Origin of the sequence: Microcoleus sp. FACHB-SPT15, from assembly GCF_014849525.1 — a bacterium.
Taxonomy (GTDB): Bacteria; Cyanobacteriota; Cyanobacteriia; order Cyanobacteriales; family Coleofasciculaceae; genus Symplocastrum; species Symplocastrum torsivum.
On the sequence record NZ_JACJNU010000009.1, the window covers coordinates 1 to 16,685 of the forward strand.

The 16,685-nt window shown below is 46.1% G+C and carries 9 protein-coding genes and 1 pseudogene; 6 read left to right on the plus strand and 4 right to left on the minus strand.

Annotated features, from left to right (window positions below):
* The first annotated feature begins 267 nt into the window (after window positions 1-267).
* Window positions 268-1,317, plus strand: a complete 1,050-nt coding sequence (gene lpxD, locus H6F98_RS04115) for a UDP-3-O-(3-hydroxymyristoyl)glucosamine N-acyltransferase (RefSeq protein ID WP_192217421.1) — start codon at window positions 268-270, stop codon at window positions 1,315-1,317.
* A 148-nt stretch (window positions 1,318-1,465) separates the two neighbouring features.
* The gene (locus tag H6F98_RS04120) at window positions 1,466-1,774 is read left to right on the plus strand and encodes a WGxxGxxG family protein (protein ID WP_192217422.1); all 309 of its coding nucleotides are present in this window, start codon (window positions 1,466-1,468) and stop codon (window positions 1,772-1,774) included.
* Window positions 1,775-1,901: 127 nt separating this feature from the next.
* Here H6F98_RS04120 and H6F98_RS04125 read toward each other — a convergent pair whose 3' ends face one another.
* Window positions 1,902-2,459, minus strand: coding sequence for a peroxiredoxin (locus tag H6F98_RS04125; protein ID WP_192217423.1), 558 nt, complete (start codon window positions 2,457-2,459; stop codon window positions 1,902-1,904).
* 240 nt (window positions 2,460-2,699) lie between these two features.
* Between H6F98_RS04125 and H6F98_RS04130 the strand changes: the two genes are divergently transcribed.
* Window positions 2,700-3,998: a P-loop NTPase fold protein gene (locus H6F98_RS04130; RefSeq protein WP_396810514.1), complete on the plus strand. Its 1,299-nt coding sequence runs from the start codon at window positions 2,700-2,702 to the stop codon at window positions 3,996-3,998.
* A complete protein-coding gene (locus H6F98_RS04135) occupies window positions 3,995-8,791 on the plus strand; it encodes an AAA family ATPase (protein ID WP_192217425.1) in 4,797 nt (1,598 codons plus the stop codon). Before H6F98_RS04130 ends, H6F98_RS04135 begins: the two co-directional genes overlap by 4 nt.
* Window positions 8,792-8,948: 157 nt before the next feature.
* Here the strand turns inward: H6F98_RS04135 and H6F98_RS04140 are convergent.
* Together H6F98_RS04140 and pyrC are read right to left on the minus strand one after the other, a co-directional pair.
* Window positions 8,949-9,550 (minus strand): annotated as a pseudogene (locus H6F98_RS04140) (hypothetical protein).
* A gap of 221 nt (window positions 9,551-9,771) precedes the next feature.
* Entirely contained in the window at window positions 9,772-10,809 is a 1,038-nt protein-coding gene (gene pyrC / locus H6F98_RS04145; RefSeq protein ID WP_242058347.1) for a dihydroorotase, read from the minus strand.
* A gap of 234 nt (window positions 10,810-11,043) precedes the next feature.
* Between pyrC and H6F98_RS04150 the strand changes: the two genes are divergently transcribed.
* Complete coding sequence (locus H6F98_RS04150) at window positions 11,044-12,018, plus strand: aldo/keto reductase family oxidoreductase (RefSeq protein WP_192217427.1); 975 nt, start codon at window positions 11,044-11,046, stop codon at window positions 12,016-12,018.
* 60 nt (window positions 12,019-12,078) lie between these two features.
* Here H6F98_RS04150 and H6F98_RS34365 read toward each other — a convergent pair whose 3' ends face one another.
* Window positions 12,079-13,581, minus strand: a complete 1,503-nt coding sequence (locus tag H6F98_RS34365) for a Rieske 2Fe-2S domain-containing protein (protein WP_192217428.1) — start codon at window positions 13,579-13,581, stop codon at window positions 12,079-12,081.
* Between the two features lie 644 nt (window positions 13,582-14,225).
* Here H6F98_RS34365 and H6F98_RS04170 point away from each other — a divergent pair.
* Entirely contained in the window at window positions 14,226-16,583 is a 2,358-nt protein-coding gene (locus tag H6F98_RS04170; RefSeq protein WP_192217430.1) for a response regulator, read from the plus strand.
* Window positions 16,584-16,685: the final 102 nt, after the last annotated feature.

Sequence of the window (16,685 nt, forward strand, 5' to 3'; positions counted from 1 at the left end):
CTTAAAAGGGTTGGGATCTCAACCTTTGGCGTAGAGGATGTAAGACAGTCTCAGACTGCAATCCTTGCTTGATGCCTGAATCCCATCGGCTTCTAGCCGTGGGAGTGGATCAAAAGGCTGGATTTACAAAATTAGGATGCTCTTGGCGGTACAATACTGGGCGACTCGTAAAGGTTTAGCGACTTGCAGATAGGCTCTCAATATTCATCTTGAAACTTCTGGGCGAATAGGGTGTCTTAGCGGTTCAATTAATGTGTAAATATTGCAATGAAGTTTAGCGAAATTGCCGAAAAACTGAGCGATGCGACCGATCGCAATAGTCTAACTAGCAACCCAGAATTTAACCCAGAAATTACTGGAGTTGCACCAATTGAACACGCTTCTGGCGATACTCTCAGTTATATCGAAGGAGCTAAGTTTGCCGCTATGGTGGGTAAGACAGCCGCAGGTGCTTTGATTTTGCCACGAGATGAAGCCTTACAAGCACAAGCGACACAAAGAGGTAAGGCTTGGATTGCTGTATCTGAACCCCGGTTAGTTTTTGCAAAAGCGATCGCACTTTTCTACAAACCCTTCCACCCGACACCAGAAATCCACCCGACTGCTATCATTCATCCTTCTGCTGAGATTGGTAAAGATGTTTACATCGGTGCCCATGCCGTGATTCAAGTGGGAGTGAAAATTGGCAATGGCGCTTGCATTCATCCCAATGTCGTGATTTATCCTGAAGCCGAAATTGGCGATCGCACTATCTTACACGCGAATTGCACCATCCACGAACGCTCAAAAATTGGCTCAGATTGCGTGATTCATAGCGGTGCTGTCATCGGTGCAGAAGGCTTTGGCTTTGTCCCTATACCAACAGGCTGGTACAAAATGGAACAGTCTGGCTGCACAGTGCTAGAAGATGGTGTCGAAGTTGGCTGTAATACTACCATTGACCGCCCAGCCGTTGGTGAAACACGAGTCGCCCGAAATACAAAGATTGATAACCTAGTGCAAATTGGTCATGGGTGCGAAATCGGGGAGAACTGTGCAATGGCATCACAAGTCGGTTTAGCGGGGGGTGTGAAAGTTGGCAATCGTGTGATTCTTGCAGGTCAAGTGGGAATTGCCAATCAGGCGAAAATTGGAGATGGTGCGATCGCGAGTGCGAAAGCTGGTATTCATAATGATGTAGAACCGGGTGCGATTGTCAGTGGAATCCCCGCCCTTCCTCACAAACTATTTCTCAAAGTTGCTGCCGTTTATAGCCGCCTCCCGGAAATTTATCAAACTCTCAAGCAGCTACAGCGACAGATGGAAGCCAAGAAATAATACTAATTGGATAGGCGTAACTCAACAAAACGAGTTTTCCTACCCCTTCAGCGAGAACCTAAAGCTTAGTCAGTTTCCAGCTACAGAGGGATTGGTAGATTGTTGTGAATTGATAAATTTAGAGCATAAGAAATGGAGCTTTAAATCAATGCAACGTTCAAATTCATCTAAATCACTTTTGTCCAAAGTTGTTGGAGCTAGTGTTCTTGCTGCTAGCGTAGCCTTTGTTCCCTTCACTCTACCTGCTACCGCCCAAACCAACACCGCTCCTGACACGACTACAACGACTGATCAAGGTGTTGAAGCAGTTGAATATGAAGATGAAGATAGTTTTGACTGGGGCTGGTTAGGTTTGCTTGGATTGGGTGGTCTTGCTGGTCTTGCTGGTCGTAAGCGCAATGATGATGTACGTTACCGCCAAGCTGATGATGTGCGGACTACTAACTACGGTCGATAAAACAAGGAAAACGAATAACTTTTTGGGTGTCAGATTTGGTTGATTAGTGGTTTTTGAAATAGACAAGGATGTTACTGGTGGATATTAGATGTCCACCAGTTTTTTCATTGCATTTAATTGGGGGTTTTTATGAGGCTTCTGACTGCAATTCATCCAGACGCGCCAGCACCTCTGTACTATGAATCGCTGGTCTTACCCCAATATAAATTTCTCTTAAAATGCCTTCTGGGTCAATGATGTAGGTGTGGCGTAGAGAGACGGAACCAAGCCAAGAACCATAGGTTTTACTAACTTCTCCATCAGTATCAGCCAACAGAGGAAATTTCAGACCTTCAGAATCACAAAATTCAGCATGGGACTCTACATCGTCTGCACTAACACCGAGAATTTGCACGTTTCTATCTGTATATTTTTGCAAGTCCTGCTGAAACCGACGCGCTTCTAAGGTACAACCAGAGGTGAAATCCTTGGGATAGAAGTAGAGTACAACCCACTTACCCCGATAGTCAGAAAGTGACACCTCACCATCACCTGTATTAGTCGGTAGGGTAAACTCTGGTGCGGATTGATTGAGAGGAGGTTGCTTTCCGCCGAGGGCGTTAGCAGTTGGCGGGAAGTTAAGCCAGGTAAGGAAAGCGAGACAGATAGTGAAAAGAGTGGTTAGAAAAGCGCGACGAGACATCATGGTGAATGAGAACTTTACTTTACATAAGTTTACTTTTTTTTAGCTCAAAGATTAGATGCCTCAAAACAAGGTAGCTTTCAGCTTGAAGTTAGAAATAGTCTCATAGGGAAGAGTAGCAAAAAGCACCAAATTGAACTGATAACGGGCTTCTAGCTATTTCAAGCTCATCAAACTTTCTTACTGAATCTGTAAAATAGCAACAGCAAAAAATAGGTTAGAGCCTGATTTAGAGGGAAAAGTGTGAAACCACTAAATGTGAAGAGATTCTACAACGCTTGTAACCCTGGTAAGACCCTAAACATGGGGAACCCAGACGACCAGAAGTACTACATCAATTTTTCTTCAGTCCGGGGCGGTGAAATCGTTGAGGAACTGGGGCAAACGATTCTGCTGTCTGATGAGTCAACCTGCCAGTTGTTTACAGGACACATCGGCTGTGGTAAGTCTACTGAATTGCTCAGGTTGAAAGAAGAGTTGGAGAAACAATCCTTTCATGTCGTTTACTTCGAGTCGTCTCAAGACTTGGACATGGCAGACGTAGATATCAGTGATATTTTACTTGCGATCGCACGACAGGCGAGTGAAAGCTTAGAAGCTGTTGGCATTAAGCTGAAGCCTGGATATTTTTCTAATTTATTTGGTGAAATCTCAAACTTTTTGCAAACTCCGATTGATTTCTCGTTAGGAGCAGAGTTATCGTTAGGGATTGCGAAAGTTACGGCTCAAACTAAAGAAAGTCCCAAACTTCGGAACCAATTACGAGATTATTTAGAGCCTCGAACCAGTAATATTTTAAAATCGATTAACGACGAACTACTTGCCCCTGCAACTGAGAAACTAAAGCAACGAGGGAAAGAAGGACTAGTCGTCATTGTTGATAATTTAGATAAAGTCGATAACACAGCAAAGCCTTGGGGGCGACGACAGCCAGAGTATTTATTTATTGATCGAGGTGAGCAATTAAGCCGCTTAAAATGTCATGTGGTTTATACGATTCCCTTAGCTTTAATGTTTTCTCCTGAATATGGAAAACTGCAAAGTAGTTTAGGCAGTGCTAAGGTATTGCCAATGGTGCCAGTGCAAGTACGTCAGGGTAATCACTTTGAAGTTGGCATAGAGTTACTACGACAACTGGTACTAACTAGAGCATTCCCTGACTTACATCACCCTGAACGACTCGATAGAGTGACAGAGCTTTTTGATAGTATTGAAACTCTAGATCGATTGTGCTGCGTGAGTGGTGGTCATGTGCGAAACTTACTGCGACTACTGCATGAATGTATTCCAAAAGAACGTCCTCCTCTTTCACGTCACTGCTTAGAAGGTGTGATTAAACAACGCTGTAATGAGCTAACATTAGGCATAAAAGATGAAGACTGGGATTTACTCCGCCAAGTTAGACAAATCAAAAAAGTAAGAGGCGAGGAAGGCTACCAAAGTCTGCTGCGAAGTCTATTTGTATTTGAGTACCGTGATGCCGATGGTTCTTGGTTTGATATCAATCCAGTCTTGGCAGAAGCTAAAGAGTTTAAGTCATGAATGACTTGCCTGAATCTGAAAATACTTCAGCTTTTAACGAAAAGTCTTTGCAGACACTCGCGAATAAGATTGAGCTAACGGAAGGCTTCTCGTTAATTTTGGTGCGCTGCAACTATGCTACTGTGCGATCGCATATAGTTTCCCGATTACGAGAAATCTGTTCTGTAGAAATCCGTGAACTTGTCTTAGATGAGTCGGTTAAAACACTTTATAGCACGATTCAAGCCGCTCTTGGCGAGGAACAGCCTGAGGCTTTAATGGTATTTGGCTTGGAGGCAGTCAGCAACATTGACAAAGTTTTAGTGTCTGCCAATTTGGTACGGGATGAGTTTCGCCGTAATTTTCTTTTTCCCGTTATCTTGTGGGTGAATGATGAAGTTCTGCAAAAGTTGATTCGATTAGCCCCAGATTTAGAGAGTTTTGCCACTACAACTGAATTTGCGATCGCAACGGATGAACTAATCCATACAATCAATAAAAGTGCTGATGATGCATTTAAGAAAATCTTAGGCGCTGGTGCTGGTAGATTTCTTGATAATGCTGTGCTTAATATCGCAGTTGATTCACGTCATCGTTCAGAATTGGAGTCAGCTTTAAGGGATTTGCAAAGGCGGGTAAACCAATTAGATCCAGAGCTAGAAGCTAATCTCCAATTCCTCCTAGGACGCGATGCACAAGCGAATGGACAAATGGAAAAAGCTCGACAATACTATGAGCAAAGTCTAGAGTTTTGGAAACATAGTGATTGTGTAGAACGACATGGGGGATTGCTATTCTACCTAGGCTTGTGGTGGCGGCGATATGCTATTTTACATCGTGCTGAATATCGGCAAGCTTGCCAGCAAGCTAAGATTTACTTTCAGCAGTGTATTGAAGTATTTCAACAAGGTAATCGTCCTGATTTGGCGACTAAGTTTATTAATGCCTTAGGAGAAGTTTTAACACGATTAAAGGAGTGGGATGAACTAGAACGTGTTGCTAAGGACTCAATTCAACTGCATCAAACCTATCCAGATAAAAGTCACCTTGCTTCTTCAGGTTATGCTTATGGACTTTTGGCTGAGGTTGCTCTCAAAAAATCGAACTGGAACGAAGCAAAGAATTATGCGAAACTAGCACTGCAAAAAAATGCTGAACCAGAAGTCGTTACTCATATTTTAAATGCAAACAAAGATTGGAGCTGGGCATGGAAACAGTATCAAAGTTTATATCTATTGTTACTGGCTAAATCACAGCAGTACCTCAGTCAACAGCAAGAAGCGCTAAGTAATTTAGAAAATGCAAGACAAGATTGTAATCCTCAATACGATCCACTGCTTTATATTCGTATTTTAAAAACCTTGCGATCGCTTTATTTTAACCAAGGTGAATATTTTAAAGCCTTTGAAATTAAGCAAGAACAACGCTCTATCGAAGCGCAGTACGGTTTCCGTCCTTTTACAGGTGCAGGAAGCTTGTTACCTCTAAAACGAGTAACGAATCCGGCTTTACAGACAGCAGATATAGATGTAAAAGCACGAGAGCGAATTACGGCAACAGGACAACACCAGGATATTAGTAACTTAATTGAAAGAATATCGCGAAATGACCACAAACTGATTGTAATTCACGGAATGTCAGGAGTGGGGAAAAGTTCGCTATTGCGGGCAGGATTAGTGCCAGAATTGAAACAACGGACAATAAGCGATCGCAATGTCTTACCTGTTCTCTTACGACGAGTAGTTTACACGAATTGGGTCAAAGAGTTAGGCAGACAGCTAGCAGAAATATTGGCGGAAAACGAAATTAGGGCACAAAGCAATCAGGAAGCAGATTTTAACCCTAAACCATTCGATACTCAAGATTTAAAAATTGATTCAACAGATGCAATTATTGAACAGTTAAGAAGAAATGTAGAGAGTAATCTATTAACTGTTTTGATTTTTGATCAGTTTGAAGAGTTTTTCTTCATTTGTACTAATTTATGTGAACGACAGCAATTCTATGAGTTTCTTCGAGTTTGTCTGAACCTCCCGTATCTAAAAGTAATTTTATCCTTACGAGAAGACTATTTACATTATTTATTAGAGTGCGATCGCTATACAAATCTAGATGTTATCAACCAAAACATTTTAGATAAAAATATCCGGTACTATTTAGGAGACTTTTCTCCAAAACGTGCTAAATCAGTAATTAGCGAATTAACAGAGCGATCGCAATTCTACTTACAACCCGAACTCATCGACCAATTAGTGCAGGATTTAGTTGGAGAATTGGGAGAAATTCGCCCAATTGAGTTGCAGGTAGTAGGAGCGCAACTGCAAACAGATTACATCACAACGCTCGAACAATATCATCAGCTAGGGAGCAATCCTAAAGAAAAACTGGTTCAGCGTTCCCTTGAAGATGTTATCAAAGATTGTGGTGCTGAAAATGAACGTGCTGCTCGTCTAGTTTTGTACTTATTAACCAATGAAAATGGGACTCGCCCTCTCAAAACTCGCGCTGAGTTGATAGCAGATTTAGAAGTATTGGGCTTTGAGTCAGAGACAAAGCAATTAGATTTAGTCCTAGAGATATTAGTCGGTTCTGGACTAGTATTTTTGGTGCCAGAATCTCCAGCTAACCGTTATCAACTTGTTCACGACTATCTGGTTGCCTTTATTCGCCAACAACAAGCACCTGGCTTGCTAGAAGAACTGGTAGAAGCGAAAGAGAAACAGAAGCTAACAGAAGCGCAACTGAGACAAGCACTGCGGGAGAAAGAAGAGGTACTGCGCTTAGAACAGCAGGAACGCAAGCGGGCAGAAATTGCGGAGATTGAAGCGTTAAGTTCACTTTCACAAGCTTTGCTTCTCTCCCATGATCACTTGGGAGCATTAATCGCTGGTATTAAGGCAGTTAAAAAATTAGAAGCCATGGAAGCGCTAGCTGATCTCAAGATTAGGACAGTAGATCGGCTGCGGCAGACAGTCTACTCTGTGAGAGAGCGTAATCGCTTTCATGGACATAGGGAAGCTTTAAAAAGTGTCTGCTTCAGTCCAAATGGTCAGATGCTTGCTTCGGCTAGCAGTGACGGTACAGTGAAGCTTTGGGCATTGGATGGCACAGAACTGCAAACCTTTCACGGGCATAGCGATAAAGTTTTTACTGTCAACTTCAGTCCAGATGGTCAGATGCTTGCTTCAGCGGGTGATGATTGCACAGTGAAGCTTTGGGCATTGGATGGTACAGAAGTGCAAACCTTTTACGGGCATAGCGACAAGGTTTTTACTGTCAGCTTCAGTCCAGATGGTCAGATGCTTGCCTCAGCTAGCCTTGATACCACTGTAAAACTCTGGCGTTTGGATGGTACAGAAGTGCAAACCTTTTGCGGGCATAGCGCTTCAGTCAGTAGCGTCAGCTTCAGTCCCGATGGACAAGTGCTTGCCTCAGCTAGCTTTGACCGGACAATCAAACTCTGGCGTTTGGATGGTACACCAGTGCAAACCTTGCGCGGGCAGAGTCGTTTCTTTGACATCAGCTTTAGCCCAGATGGTCAGATGCTTGCTGCGGCTAGTAGTAACCGGACAATAAAAGTTTGGCGTTTGGACGGTACACAAGTGCAAACCCTTCAAGGACATGGCGACAAGGTTTATCGGATTAGCTTTAGTCCCGATGGGCAGATGCTGGCTTCGGCTAGCCTGGACACAACGGTAAAACTCTGGCGTTTGGATGGAGATGGTACAGAAGTGCAGACCTTTCACGGGCATAGTGATAAGGTCAATAGCGTCAGTTTCAGTCCCGATGGTCAGATGCTGGCTTCGGCTAGTGGCGATCGCACAGTGAAACTTTGGTATCTCAATAGTCAAGAATTACAAATATTTCATAAACACTGTAGTCCGGTCAGTAGCGTTAGCTTCAGTCCGAATGGTCAAACCCTTGCCTCGGCTAGCAGCGATCGCACAATAAAACTCTGGTGTTTGGATGGCACAGAACTGCAAACCTTTCGTGGGCATAGCGATTTAGTGGGTAGTGTCAGTTTTAGTCCCGATGGTCAACTGCTTGCCTCAGGTAGTCGCGATCGCACAATGAAACTCTGGCGTTTAGATGGCACAGAATTGCGAACGTTTCAGGGGCATAGTGATTGGGTGAGAAGTATCAGCTTCAGTCCCGATGGTCAACTGCTTGCCTCAGGGAGTAGTGACAATACAATAAAACTTTGGAGTTTGGATGGCACAGAACTACAAACCATTCACGGGCATAGCGATCGGGTTTATAGTCTCTGCTTCAGCCCCGATGGGCAGATAATTGCCTCAGCTAGCACCGATCGCACAGTGAAACTTTGGAGTTTGGACGGCACAGAACTACAAATCTTTCGAGGACATACCAATAAGGTCTGTAGTGTAAGCTTTAGCCCTGACGGACAAACAATTGCCTCTGCTAGTGATGACCAGACGGTGAAGCTCTGGCGTTTAGATGGCACAGAACTACAAACTTTTTATGGGCATAGCAGTTCAGTCTTTTGTGTCAGATTCAGCCCAGATGGTCAGACACTTGCTTCAGCTAGCCGCGATCGCACAGTGAAACTTTGGCGTTTGGATGGTACAGAACTACAAACCTTTCAGAAGCATAGCGATTGGGTATGGGACGTTAGCTTTAGTCCTGATGGTCAGACACTTGCCTCAGCTAGTCATGATTGCACAGTAATGCTAATCAGATGGAATTTGGGTTTAGAGGATTTACTCGTGCGTGGCTGCAACTGGCTTAGAGATTATCTGAAGACTAACCCGAATGTGAGCCAAAGCGATAACCCTTGCGGGATGCTTCGCTAGCGCACTTTGGTGCGATGGTATTTGCACTTCAAAGTAAATCAATAACCCGCCTAATCTTCCACCACTTCAATTAAATCTTCAATCATTACATCGAATGTGCGAGCCAGTTTTTGCAGCGCCGTCACGTCAACTGTTGCTAACGGGACTTTAACAAATATCAAGCCCAAATAAAGCCCAAAGCGGCTTTACGGTACTTAAACAGATATGAAGCCCAAATAAAGCCCAAAGCAGCTTTGTAAGCTACGAATACGTCACGATTGTGGTTCAACCACGTAGGCGTTGCGGAAAGACATCGCAGTGCGAAAAGCCTCTAATGCCTCAACAAAGGTATTTAAAGATTTGTTGGCCCACCTGCGTCTTAATCCTCCGGTTAAGGTATGCCATAAAATAAATGTATAGGCACAAAATACCAGAATGAAATGACGTATTAAGCTGCGATAATCTCTAACTTGATATTCAGATAAGCCCAACCATCCTTTTAGCTCTGGCTTTTTTTTGAATTCAATATCTTTTTTTCCTTGAGGTAAAGAATTGGCATGTTGATATAACTCTATATCTAACGGCAAGCTTTTTTTGCCATCATATAGATGAAGCGTTATCCGCCATTTGAGACAGGTTTTTTCGTTCGCTTTCCCCCGATAATCCCCCGATATAGTTCATTCACTCCCGTTTTTGCGCTTGATGCGAAAAGATATCATCAAAGCGCTTACACCATCTATCGAAGCAAGGGGGCATAGCGGCGGGAGTTGTTTGTTTCACAGCTCAGTTCTTAACGTGACGTGTTTGCCGTTGCTGTATTTTACCCTTATTTACTCTTTTTTTTCGTTTAAGTCCCATTAAGTGGCAAGGATTGTTGCCGTCCGGTTAGCTTTGCCGTTAGCCTCTCCAAAACAGATCTTTTTTGCGCCGTAAAGAGTCCTTACTGATTCTTCGACCATTAATAACTAAGGAGTAGCGTGTCCATTACACGATCATCCAAATCAATTAGCTTCAGCCATGCTAGCGTCAAGCATTTGCCACGCCATCTCCTGACCTGCCCGTAAGGGCACAAGTCCGGATTCAGTAAATGGCACTTCATCGGGAACGCGCCAGGTCGTTCTTGTCAAGGTAATCTGTTCCGTATTGCGCGGGAGTTGATAAAAATCTGGCCCATAGAAGCTGGCGAAAGCTTCAAGTTTATCGAGTGCATCAACGCTCTCAAAAGCTTCTGTGTATAACTCCATCGCGTGCAGAGCCGAGTAGCAACCCGCACAGCCACAGGAACTTTCTTTGCCATTGCGGGGATGGGGGGCGCTATCGGTGCCAAGAAAAAACTTAGGATTACCAGAGGTTGCCGCTTGCAGAAGGGCTAGGCGATGCTCCTCACGTTTCAATATTGGCAGGCAATAAAAATGGGGGCGAATGCCACCTTGAAATAGGATATTGCGGTTAAATAACAAATGTTGTGGGGTGATCGTTGCAGCGATGTTGTTCGCAGACAGGACATACTGCACAGCATCTGAGGTGGTAACGTGTTCAAGCACCACGCGCAGGTTGGGAAATCGCTGCTTGAGGGGGATCAAATGTCGCTCGATAAATACCTTCTCGCGATCGAACATATCGACACTTTGATCCGTCACTTCCCCGTGCAGTAGTAAAGGCATGTCTACCTGCTGCATCGCTTCAAAGACGCGATCGCACTTACGAATGTCGGTCACCCCGAAGTCTGAATTGGTGGTTGCACCGACTGGGTAGTACTTTACCGCTTTGACAAACTGGTATGCTTTAGCCCGGATAATTTCTTCGGGGCTGGTGTTGTCGGTGAGGTAGAGCGTCATCAGTGGCTCGAACCGTTGGCCCGCCGGAATCGCTGCGAGGATGCGAGCGCGATAAGCCGCCGCATCAGCTACCGAGCGTACTGGGGGCTTCAAGTTCGGCATGATGATCGCGCGGGCAAACTGACGCACCGTGTGGGGCAGAACCGCTTTCAGCGACGCACCGTCGCGTAGATGCAGATGCCAGTCGTCAGGCCGGGTCATGGTAAGCTTTTGCATCTCTCAATTATAAAACCGCTATTGCTTTAGCAAGAAAGACACAAGCTAAGAACGTCCAGGCACACTGGCTGCCAAAAGATAATCAGTTTGATGCAGAGGTCTATTTGCAGCGGGTGAAGGGGAACGTTAGGAACAAAAATCAGTAGGCAGATGCTGTGACCGCCAGTAGGATGGGGACAGAGTGACCTGTTCATCGTTCCTACCTAGCTCTAGACGTTGATGCATACCTACACGCTGCCGGGCACTGATTTGAGAGTTTCGCGAGTTGCCTATGGCTGCATGAATATTGGCGGCACTTGGGATGATACACCGCTTTCTACAGATGTGCGGGAAAGTGCATCTCGGGCCATTAAGGCAGCTCTGCAAGCAGACATTACCCTGTTTGACCATGCAGATATTTATGCGCGGGGCAAGTCAGAGAAGGTGTTTGGTGATTTGCTCAAAGCCTCGCCAGGTCTGCGTGAGCAAATTGTGCTTCAGTCGAAGTGCGGTATTCGTTTCGCGGGAGATCCTCAGCCTAGCGACCCCCAGCGCTACGACTTTAGCTATGAGCACATCGTTGCGTCAGTGGAGGGCAGTTTGCAAAGACTGCAAACCGACTACCTCGATATTCTGCTGCTGCATCGCCCTGACCCACTGGTAGAATCCGAGGAGGTCGCGCGAGCATTTGATGCGTTGCAGACAGCGGGCAAGGTGCGCTACTTCGGCGTTAGTAATCATACAGTAGGGCAGATTGAGCTATTGCAAAAGAGCTTGGAGCAACCGCTGTTGATCAATCAGGTGGAGCTAAGCCTGCTGCACTCGTATTTGATTGATGAGGGCGTTGTTGCAAACGTGTCTGGTGTCAACTCGACCTTGGCAACCGGAACGCTGGACTACTGCCGCAACCACAATATCTTGATACAGGCCTGGGGACCCCTGGCAGGTGGCAAGCTTTTTAAGCCTAACGCAGAAGCCGATCCGGCGTTGAGCAAGATGGCTCAGCTGGTGGGTCAGTTGGCTGAAGCAAAGCAGACAAGTCGTGAGGCCATTGTTCTCGCTTGGCTGTTGCGCCATCCTGCGGGCATTCAACCGATTGTGGGGTCAACTAAGCCAGAACGGATTGCAACGTGCGCTTTAGCCGATGAAGTCGCTTTGACGCGGGAAGAGTGGTACTCGTTGTTTACAGCAGCTAGGGGTGGGCGGGTTCCCTAAACAGGGGCGGGTCCGATGCTCTAGGCGGGGATAGCGATCGCACTCACTCCTGTTGATATATCAGTGATTGTGAGCGTGTTCAAACTCATAAACATAGAAGAGCCGACTGAATTTCTTAAGCAGGTATCCTACTGTTGCAAATAGGATTGCACTCAATAGCGCCAACCAAAACCCGGCAGGAGGGACAACCGTTAAAACAGAGGTTGCTGTTTGTTCTATAGATGCTGCCGCCACCTTCATCGCCACAGCTCGTGCATCCACCATCACGCCTAGACCAAAACACACCCCCGCAGCCACATAAGCCAACACAGAGAGACGGTTAATCGTTTTCAGGGCATCCTGGCAAACCTGGCAATGTTGAGTATGGGTTGTCCACACATCAAACAATTTCTGCTTGTCTCGCTCCCCTGATGGCAGCTCGGAATTACATCCTGAATCCCAAGGGATACCGCCTCCGGCTCTTTTTGAGAGCCATTGACGAAATGCAATCACCATCTTGTCTTGGGGATTGGGCGTATAGACGGCATCCAGCCATTTATGCTTGCCCCGTTTGCTTAGAATCTTCTCCTGGTAATGGAGAAACACCGCATCCTGATGCAGGAACAGAGATGCCAACACATGAGTTAACCAGACTGGCATCGGTAGCGCAAAAAATCCCAACCCTGGCGGTTTCTTCCCCGCCTTATTCTTCACCAACACCTGGCATCCGATATGACGACACCATCCAGGACGAGTTGGACTGGCGTATAAAGCTAGGATAAGTTTCCCGCCATCTTTAAACGTTGAGACAATTCTCATATGACTTGGCGGTTGAAAGTCGTGAACCGCTTGCTCGATGCTTGGAGCCGTAGGCGTAATTGCAAAGGAGAATCCTTCCTGAGTAGACATCTCCCGGATGCGAGGCATGTCGTAGTACTTGGCATCCTTGTACCGACTGCCAACAATACCGTGGTGAGAGACAGGGACATGGGCTGGATCGGCCACATTCTCCATGAAAAAGTCCCATCCATAGGGGAGGTCGCGGATATTCCAAAAGAGCTGCACTACCCTATCCGAGTCTTCCTCAAGTTCTGGAATAATTCGCGGTGCCCTTAATTGACTTTCAGCCTGTGCCTGTTGACCTGACTCAGCCCATACCCACAAAAGACCTTGACGTTCCTGGGTAGGATAAGCAACAGCACAGGACTTTTTGTTTGAGCAGTGCTTCGCCTCAGTCTCCTGATCTTTGGATTGGGGAATGCTGACGCAGTTTCCCTCAGAATCAAAACGCCAAGCGTGGTAGGCACATAAAAGGGTGCCATCCGACTCAACACGACCTTCAGAAAGTGGGACTAGTCGATGAGGACAAACATCTTCAAAGCAGCGCCATTGACGAGAGCCATCGCGCCACAAGACAATATCTTTCCCTAGCAACTGCATGGCTAGGGGACGTGATGGGTCTAGAAAATCTACAACGGCTACTGGATACCACTGCTTTGTCCATTGGAAGAGTTCTTTGTCTTCCTCTTTAAGTTGTTCAACAGCGTCGCGTATATCCCCTTGTAGACTGGTCTGGGTAGTCACAGGTACTCCTTGGTCTTCTTAAGGCGCATGAGCTTGCTTAATAAATTTTAATATAGACGTTTTTCCGGGTAACGTTAGGGTGAAGAGGTTGCATTGAGTTTCACTTCGTTTAATTACCTGAATGTTGGTAACGACAGCTTCTGTGTTTTTAGTGACAGCGTTATGGATTATGCGCTCGCCATTGACTTTCTCCAGGATTCCGACCCTATCCTGGGACGACTTACCGAAGACTAAAAATATTTAGAATTTTAGCTGACCGTTATAGAAATCGCCGAAAAAGATTTGGTTTAATCTGATAGCTGGGCTGTACAATTACGAACTTCGACTCAGCGAACATAGGGATAAGGAGAAATTATGATTGATGGCTAGCGATCGCTTTTGTTCAGACCCCATAGTACCCCAGCGACGACTTTTGCAAGAGGTCTAATGAATAATGCAATCCTTGGCTGGAGTTTTTGAAGGCTGACATAGCTTATTAGAGTTGGTTCCAATTCTACATCAGCTCCTTGGACTTTCCTGAACGGTTACATTTTTGATGAATCTGAACTGAACTAGAGCTAGGCTTAACCTAGAGAGTGCTCTGTAAGTGGCAAAGTTATTCTCATTGCCCAGTCAGTCCTTGGAGTTTGCGGTCATCAGCCATTATGAAAATTTTACTGGTAGAGGATGATGCGCTCATTGTTGAGCCACTTGCCAAAGCCCTGATTGACCAACGCTATGCTGTTGATGTGGCTACAGATGGTCAAGCGGGTTGGGAATTGCTCGAATCCTTTACCTATGACTTAATCCTGTTGGATGTCATGCTGCCCAAGCTTGATGGGATGACGCTTTGTCGGCGGCTCCGATCGCAGGGCAATCAAACCCCAATTCTTCTATTGACTGCCCAGAAGACCAGCACCAATACAGCCATAGGTTTGGATGCAGGGGCGGATGACTATGTTGCTAAACCTTTTAATTTACAGGAGTTATTGGCTCGTATCCGCGCCTTACTGCGGCGGGGAGGAGCAGCGTTACCACCGCTCTTGGAGTGGCGAAACCTGAAGCTTGACCCTAGTATTTGTGAAGTGACCTGCAACAGTCAATCGGTACGTTTGACGCCCAAAGAATATAGTCTGCTAGAACTTTTCCTGCGTAATCCGCATCGCATCTATAGCACTAGTGCATTGATTGATCACATCTGGTCATTTGAAGAACCGCCTACAGAAGACACCATCCGCTCCCATATCAAGGGATTGCGCCACAAGATCAAGGCAGCAGGGGGTTTAGACGATCCAATTGAGACAGTTTATGGCATTGGCTATCGACTCAGACTAGCAGAAGAAAATAGCAAAGGAGCCAAGGAGCAAAAGAGTAAAGATGGAAAGAGGCAGGAGAGCAAACGAGTAGAAGAATCTACAGTCAAATCGCAGACTGAAGCCGGAATCACCAATATTTGGGAACAGGTTAAAGAGGATACCAATGGTCGCGTTGATGTGCTTGAGCAAGCTGTGGCACTGTTGCTCCAAAATAAGCTGAGTGACGAATGGCGGCAACAAGCAGAGTGGGCGGCGCACAAGTTAGCTGGCTCGTTGGGTATGTTTGGGGCTGATGAAGGCTCCCGTTTGGCTCAAGAAATCGAAACGTTATTGGAAAAGGGAGTATCGCTGGATCGCGATCGCACGCAGCAGCTTTCCCAACTCGTCACAGCGCTGCGCCAGGAAGTGCAACGCATGAACACCGGGCAACTTCCTGAAATAATCTCAGCAGGTGAACCCATTGATGAGCGTCCTTGGCTGTTAATCGTGAGTCCAAATCAGCTATTGGCTGAACAGTTGGCGGCCCAGACATCGAGTTGGGGAATGCGATCGCAAATCACTCCAAACCCCGTTGTCGCTAGAGAACAGATAACCGATCAGCGCCCGAATGCTGTTTTGCTTGATTTTTCTGCTGCTAACACCCTTGATAACAATTTGACACTGTTAGCGGAACTGAGTGCCTGTACTCCACCCGTACCCGCTCTTGTCCTCACACAACAGGATAGTTTGATTGATCGCGTAAAAATCGCTCGTCTAGGCGGACGGCGGGTTTTACAGCAGCCTGTCACGGCTACTCAGGTATTAGAGGCAGTTAATCAATTGCTGCAAAATATCCGTCTGACTAAAGCAACGGTGATGATTGTAGACGACGATCCGCAGGTGTTAATGGCGCTACAGCGTTTACTAATACCTTGGGGGCTTTATGTCTCCGTTCTCGACAATCCGCTCCTATTCCTGGATACGCTGGAGGCTACCCCACCCGATATATTAGTTCTGGATGTAGAAATGCCGCATATCAGTGGGATTGAGCTATGCCAGGTGGTTCGCAATGAGCCACGCTGGAGTGGATTGCCTATCCTGTTTCTCACGGCTCATACTGATGCTGAAATCATGCATCGGGTATTTGCCGCAGGTGCGGATGATTACGTAAGAAAGCCGATTGTTGGTCCAGAACTCGTCAACCGGATTTTCAATCGCTTGGAGCGATCGCGTCTGCTCAAAACGCTATCAGAAACTGACGCCTTGACTGGAGTTGCCAATCGTCGCAAGTCCACTCAAGAGTTGACTCAATTTCTGGAATGGAGCCGACACTGCCATCAACCGTTCTGCTTCGCGATCGTGAAGCTAGACCATCTAGGTCACATTACTCAACAATACGGTCATGCGGCTGGAGATGAAGTGCTAGCCCGATTTGGGGAACTGTTACGGCAAACATTCCATAGTGAGGATGTTGTTGGTCGCTGGGGAGGTGCAGAATTTGTGGTGGGTATGTCCGGCATGACGAAAGAAGACGGTGTGCGACGGCTTGGAGACCTGCGGAAGATGCTGCGTCAATTTGAGTTCAAGGGGGAAAACGGCACCTCGTTTCGAGCGACCTTTAGCGTGGGAGTTGTTCAGTATCCTCAAAATGGGGATGCGCTACAGTTGCTTTATCGAGCTGCTAGTGCTGTGTTGGGTCGAGAGGATGTGAGGGGCGATTCTGTCTAGGGGGAGTGTTTTGCGATCACATTGAGATGTCAGGTGTTCAGATTCCCGACATCTTAAAGAAGTCAGGAATCTCGGCTTCACGAAGAGTTTTAATTGAAGGTA

Coding starts and splice junctions, on each gene's coding strand:
- H6F98_RS04120 (WP_192217422.1), top strand. CDS start 1,466: ATGCAACGTTCAAATTCATCTAAATCACTTTTGTCCAAAGTTGTTGGA.
- pyrC (WP_242058347.1), bottom strand. CDS start 10,809: ATGACCCGGCCTGACGACTGGCATCTGCATCTACGCGACGGTGCGTCG.
- H6F98_RS04125 (WP_192217423.1), bottom strand. CDS start 2,459: ATGATGTCTCGTCGCGCTTTTCTAACCACTCTTTTCACTATCTGTCTC.
- lpxD (WP_192217421.1), top strand. CDS start 268: ATGAAGTTTAGCGAAATTGCCGAAAAACTGAGCGATGCGACCGATCGC.
- H6F98_RS04150 (WP_192217427.1), top strand. CDS start 11,044: ATGCATACCTACACGCTGCCGGGCACTGATTTGAGAGTTTCGCGAGTT.
- H6F98_RS04135 (WP_192217425.1), top strand. CDS start 3,995: ATGAATGACTTGCCTGAATCTGAAAATACTTCAGCTTTTAACGAAAAG.
- H6F98_RS04170 (WP_192217430.1), top strand. CDS start 14,226: ATGAAAATTTTACTGGTAGAGGATGATGCGCTCATTGTTGAGCCACTT.